We start from the raw sequence: 5,701 nt of genomic DNA, 5'->3' as shown, positions 1-5,701 counted from the left end.
GTCCTCGCGGAACTGGGAGGCGTGGAGCCCGACGGGGTCCATTTTGCCTACCCTGAGTTGGCTGAGGGTGGAGACCCATTACGGACAACCAGCGGTCCCGTGATGCGCTTCAAGGCGGGCACAGCCACGCCACAGGAGGTCGAGGCGCTTCAGGCATACATCAGGCGAGAGCGGATCGAGTTCGTTTTGGCCTTCGACCTGCAGGCCACTCACCCGATCTATCCGCGTCTTCGGGAAGCTGGCGTCAAAGTGATCGTTTCCTATTGGGGAGCCCCTATTTCGCCCCGCAACAGCGGCGTGCGATTGCTCGCCAAGCGCTTGCAGTTCCTGCTTTCCGGTTCGAAGGTGGACGGGCTGATCTTCGAGTCCCACGCCATGGCGTCGCTGGCGACTCACGGACGTGGCGTGCCCGCGTCCCGCATTCGTGTGGTGCCACTGGGGGTCGACACCGATCGGTTCCGCCCCGGTACCAGCGACTATGCGCACACGGCCCTGGGGATCCCATCCGATCAGACCCTCGTGGTGTACTCTGGTCATATGGAGAAACGGAAAGGGGTGGACGTCCTGGTGCGCGCCGCGGTGCAACTCTTGGCCGAAGAAGGGCGGCGGGACGTGACCTTCCTGTTTTTTGGGAATCGCGGTGACGAAGCGGATGTCTTTCGTCCCCTATACGAAGGACGGGGGATCGATGCGCACATCCATTTCGGAGGCTATCGGAACGACCTGCCCAGCATTTTCCCCTGCTGTGTCATGGGAGTGATCCCCTCGTCTGGTTGGGATTCTTTTCCCCGGACCGCGGTGGAATTCGCGGCGTGTGGCATTCCACTGGTTGTTTCGGACCTTGGTGGTTTGCCAGAGACGATCGACGTGGGTCGCACCGGACTGATGTTTGCGCCCGGCGACGACCAGCAGTTGGCGGCGCATCTCCGGCGACTGCTCGACGATCCCCGTGAAGCTCGTGCCATGGGTGCGCTCGGTCGTGAACGGTGTGAGGCCGAGTTCTCGTTGGCGGCGCAGCGTTCGGCCATTGCTCGTGTCCTGGGAGGCTTCGCCGATGCGGCCCACTGAGTTGCTTTCCCGGAGACGGAGCCCCTCAGCCGCTGTGTCCTGTGACGCGCACGATGCTTGCAATACGTCGTCCGTCCGGGCGACACTCTATCTCGAACCGTCACCGTCAGCAGGACGCGGCTCGTGACTGATCGCTCAGCGTGCCCTGATGCGCGGAACGGCGCTGCTTCCCACAACTCCAAGATGAGCAGCGAATTGGCAAACAGAGGTCCCCTCACGATCGCGCTGCTCTTGGAGTCCGATGGGCCTGGGGGAGCGGAAGTGATCATCCTCGAGATGGCCCGGGAGCTCAAGGCGCGGGGGCATCGCGTGATTCCGATCGGGCCGGCCATCGGTATCGGCTGGCTGGGGGAACGATTGGCCGAGTGTGGGCTGCAGCAGGTGGCGTTCACCAAGTACCACCCGCTGGATCCGCGCTGGATTCGCGACTTTCGGGCGATCTTTCGCGACCATGCTGTGGATGTCGTGCATTCCCACGAGTTTTCCATGGCGGTCTACGGTACGGTGGCGGCGCGTACGTTGGGTATCCCGACGGTCAATACTTTGCATGGTGCGCAAAGCATGACGGAAGCGATGCGCAGGCGCGTGGCGCTGCGATGGGCTCTCCGCAATGCGAACGCGAACTTCACGGTCTCGCATGCCACCAAACGTCAACTCGATGCAGATCTCGGCATTGCCGATGATGTGATCGGCGTGGTGTGGAACGGCATTCCCGTTCGTTCAGGTGACCGTGAACGCACCCGCGCGGCGTTGGGCGTTGCCCCCGATGAATTGCTGGTACTCGCCATCGGCACGCTCGAAGAGCGCAAAGGACATCGATTCCTGCTCGATGCCTTGACTTCACTGCCAGCAGCGACGGCCCCCAAATGGCGGCTGGCCGTCGCATGTGGTCGGGGTGGTCCTGAGCGGGAGGGGCTCGAAGCGATGGCGCAGGCGCGCGGAGTGTCGGACCGCCTGCAGCTCTTGACCTACCGGAATGACATTCCCGACCTGCTGGCGGCAGCCGATGTGTTCTCGATGCCATCGCTCTGGGAAGGTCTGCCGCTGGCGCTGCTGGAGGCCATGGTCGCACGCAAGCCAATAGTCGCATCACGCACATCCGGAATCCCCGAGGCGATCGTGAATGGCGAAACTGGCCTGTTGACGGAGCCTGGCGATGTTCCCGGTCTCACCGAGGCGCTCGGTCGGCTACTCGACGATGCGAAGTTGCGTGATCAACTGGCTGGCGCTGCGCAAGCAGTGGCGTTGCAGTCGTTCACGATCAGTGCGATGGTCAATGCATACGAAGCGGCGTACGCCAAGGGGATTTCTGCGAAATGAGTGATGTCCAGCTTGTCACACGACCGATGCGTGAACTGCGGTGGCGGCACATCTGGGCGTCGCTACTGAGCTCTCCGTTGTCGTTCAAGCTGGTTTGCCTGTACGTCTTTTTTGAGTACGTACGGCCGCAGTCCGTCTACTCGTTCCTTGCCGGACCGCCTTGGGCTCTCATGAGCCTGGCCGGCGCGGTGCTCGCTTTCCTCATGGAAGGTCGCCGACCGGCGCTGCCGACACCTGCCACGGTGGCGCTGCTGGGATTCACGGTGGTGTTCCTGATGAGCAGCTTGTTCGCCGAACGCGCGTCCGAGTCGGTGAATGACATCAAGCTCTTTGCGAACTGGTTGCTGGTGATCGTGCTGATCACGGGGACCGTGACCACCGAGCGACGGTGGTTCCTGTTCCTCGTGCTGTTCCTGTTGTTCAGTCTCAAGATGAGTCAACACGGATTTCGGTCGTGGGTGACTCGCGGATTTGCGTTTACCGGGTGGGGCGTGACAGGCGGGCCGGGGTGGTTTCAAAACTCTGGTGAGTTTGCCTTGCAGATGGGCATCTTCGTTCCGTTGTCCACCTACCTGTATCTGGCCATTCGTCCGCAGCTCTCGCGTCTGAAGCGGCTGCTGATGTTGATGCTGCCGATCAGCGGCGTGGCATCCATTATCGCCTCCTCGTCGCGCGGTGGATTGCTGGCACTGGCCGCTGTCGCCATCTGGGCCGCACTGCGAAGCCGCTACCGTTTTCGTGCGTCGTTTGCCTTGGTCGTCGTGGCGCCGCTAATATGGCTGATCGTGCCCGCGGAAATGAAAGCGCGATTCACGACCGCAGGGACGGACGCCACCTCGCTCTCCCGCTTGACCTACTGGAAGTACGGTATGGAGATGGCCAAGGACCATCCGGTCCTCGGCGTCGGCGTCGGCAATTGGGAGTCATACTATCGCGCACACTATTTCGTCGCAGGCGACACTCTCAATCGCTTCGACGAAACAGGCAAGGTGAAGATCGAGGTGGCCCACAACTCCTTTGTCGAAGTGGGCTCGCAGATGGGCTATGCCGGCCTATTGGCCTTCGTGTCCGTGCTCATTTCCATCTTCATCATCAATCGGCGCACGCGCGTGCTGTTGGAGCGACTCAGCGACCGCGGGCGATTACTTTCGTTGAGTGCCCGCGCACTGGATGACGGCGTCGTGGCCTTCTGCATAGCCGGCTTCTTCATGTCGGTGGCCCTGTACCCGTTCGTGTGGTTCCAGCTGGCCATGTCCGCGGGAGTGCACGCGGCAGCGCGCAATCTTGTACAGAGCGCACGCAAGGCGCAGGCGACGCATCCCGCTCCTGACCGACTTTCCATGCAGCGTCGGCCGGGTCGCGTGCGCGCGCCGAGATGGAGGGGAACAGCTGCGGCATCCGTCCCGTTCGTGTCCGACATCCAAGCCGATCACGGTGCGCAATGACGGCGCGCGTCGGTCTATTGATCGAGACTGATGGTCCTGGCGGGGCTGAATCGATGTTCCTCACCCTGTCGCGCGGTCTGCGGCAGCGGGGCATGGATGTGCGACCCGTTGTGCTGGGCGGAGGCATGGGGTGGCTGAGCGAGCGTCTTCGTCAGGACGGCTTCCCCGTGTTCCAACCCGCCCTGCGTCGCCCCATCGACAGTCGACTTGTCGGCGCCCTCGTGCGCTGGATTCGCACCGAATCCATTTCGCTCGTGCATGGGCATGAGTTCACCATGAGTTTTTACGCTGGCGTCGCAGGCATGATCAGTCCCACGCCATTCGTCATGACCATGCATGGTGGTACGGGATACGCCAAGGTGATGCGACGTCGCGTGGCACTCGCCAGCGTGGCCCGGACCGCGCGTGCCATCGTTGGAGTATCTGACGGCACGGCGATGTTACTGTCCGACGCGCTCTGGCTCGACCGGGATCAGATCACCGTAGTGCCGAACGGCGTGGATGCCTGCGCCGGGTCGGCGGAGATCGGGCGCACCGCGCTGGGGATCGGACGCGAGCAGCGCTTGATTCTTTCGGTGGGAAACCTGTACGCGGTCAAGGGGCACGACTACCTGATTCGCGCCGCCGCCACATTGCGTGGCATATCCGGACTGCCGCCGTGGCGCGTGGCCATTGCCGGGCGCGGCGGGGAAGAACAACGGTTGCGGGAGCTCATTCAGGAATTGCAGCTTGAACAACATGTGCATTTGCTGGGACTGCGTGACGATGTGCCGCACCTGATGGCGGCAGCGGATATGGTGGTGATGTCCTCCCTGTCGGAGGGACTTCCCATGGCAGTCCTCGAGGCCATGCTCGCCAGCAAACCGTTGGTGTGCACGCGCGTCGGAGGCATTCCGGACCTCATTCAGCATGGCGAGAGTGGCCTGCTGGTGGAGCCGACTGATGTCAGTGGACTGGCTCACGCGATGGCGGACGTGCTCCGGGAACCCCAGCGAGCTGCTGACATGGGGCGATTGGCACACACCGCAGCCGTGCAACGCTACTCGGCGCGTGCAATGACCGATGCGTACGAGGCGCTCTACGCCCTGTAACGCTCCCTCGCGTCGCGTGAGGTCAGCGGATGGTGGAGGCGTGATAGTGTTCCGTGGATCCATTGGTGACGGCCTCCGGATACACGATGGCGCCCCGCAGGTCCAGTGAGCTCCCCTGTCCCCGAAACTCGTGCGGTTGCGCCGTGGCGTTCGCGAGCGCGCGTCCGACGAGACCATCGGCGGCATGAATCACCGGCGTCGAGGTCTCGAGCAGGCGACGAGCCGTGTGCAGCGTGACGAGATACGCCGCTGTTGATCCGTGATACTCGCGGTCGGTGAAAAGCGTCGGCGCGAGCAAATCACCCGGTGGGGTCTTCGACATGAAAGCATTGAGAAACACCACGTCCACCCATGCCGGCACTTGGTCCAACCGCAGCTTGAGCAGCCGCGACGTGCGAAACAGCGCATCGTCTTCGAGCACAATGGCACGTTCATGGCCAGCGTCGACGATGCGACGATAGCACTCTGCATGGGAAAGGCTGCAGGCGATTTCGTTCCGCGAGAGGCCGGCCTTGTGCCAACGCTTGGACTCGGTGGGGTCGTACAGCCCGCGTGCGACCGCGTCTTCGATCGTTAGCGTCCCGGCATCGACGGCGGAGACAAAATGAAACTGCTGGAGCTCCATGCGTTGGACCTGCCGCTCCATCAGTCGGCGACGACCTTTCGCCCGATCCAGATTGATGCAGTAGATCGGCATGTGCTCCATCCAATGGCCGCGCATGGACCCCACAGGCCAATAGTTCCACTGGGAGAACACGTAGTTGCGCAAGCTTGGCA

5 protein-coding genes are annotated in these 5,701 nt (G+C 62.7%); 4 read left to right on the top strand and 1 reads right to left on the bottom strand.

Annotation, left to right across the window (positions count from 1 at the left end):
• The 4 genes from VGE27_RS00795 to VGE27_RS00780 form a co-directional block, all read left to right on the top strand.
• On the top strand, window positions 1-1,068 hold a 1,068-nt coding region (locus tag VGE27_RS00795; protein ID WP_331047722.1), incomplete at its 5' end, for a glycosyltransferase family 4 protein.
• A gap of 183 nt (window positions 1,069-1,251) precedes the next feature.
• Window positions 1,252-2,388 carry a glycosyltransferase family 4 protein gene (locus VGE27_RS00790; RefSeq protein WP_331047721.1) on the top strand — a complete coding sequence of 379 codons (1,137 nt, stop codon included), beginning with the start codon at window positions 1,252-1,254 and terminating at the stop codon, window positions 2,386-2,388.
• Between the two features lie 170 nt (window positions 2,389-2,558).
• The gene (locus VGE27_RS00785; RefSeq protein ID WP_331047720.1) at window positions 2,559-3,833 is read left to right on the top strand and encodes an O-antigen ligase family protein; all 1,275 of its coding nucleotides are present in this window, start codon (window positions 2,559-2,561) and stop codon (window positions 3,831-3,833) included.
• Window positions 3,764-4,924 (top strand): glycosyltransferase family 4 protein, encoded by a 1,161-nt coding sequence (locus VGE27_RS00780; RefSeq protein ID WP_331047719.1) that lies wholly within the window; start codon window positions 3,764-3,766, stop codon window positions 4,922-4,924. The genes VGE27_RS00785 and VGE27_RS00780 overlap by 70 nt, the downstream gene beginning before the upstream one ends.
• 22 nt (window positions 4,925-4,946) lie before the next feature.
• Here VGE27_RS00780 and VGE27_RS00775 read toward each other — a convergent pair.
• A partial coding sequence (locus VGE27_RS00775; RefSeq protein WP_331047718.1) for a glycosyltransferase family 25 protein occupies window positions 4,947-5,701 on the bottom strand: 755 nt, incomplete at its 5' end.

The sequence above is a fragment of the Gemmatimonas sp. genome, from assembly GCF_036405635.1.
Taxonomy (GTDB): Bacteria; Gemmatimonadota; Gemmatimonadetes; order Gemmatimonadales; family Gemmatimonadaceae; genus Gemmatimonas.
This window is presented reverse-complemented; position numbering and strand designations above follow the sequence as displayed.

Excerpts from the sequence above, each read along its gene's own strand:
- VGE27_RS00780 (WP_331047719.1), top strand. The coding sequence starts at position 3,764 with ATGGAGGGGAACAGCTGCGGCATCCGTCCCGTTCGTGTCCGACATCCA.
- VGE27_RS00790 (WP_331047721.1), top strand. The coding sequence starts at position 1,252 with ATGAGCAGCGAATTGGCAAACAGAGGTCCCCTCACGATCGCGCTGCTC.
- VGE27_RS00785 (WP_331047720.1), top strand. The coding sequence starts at position 2,559 with ATGAGCCTGGCCGGCGCGGTGCTCGCTTTCCTCATGGAAGGTCGCCGA.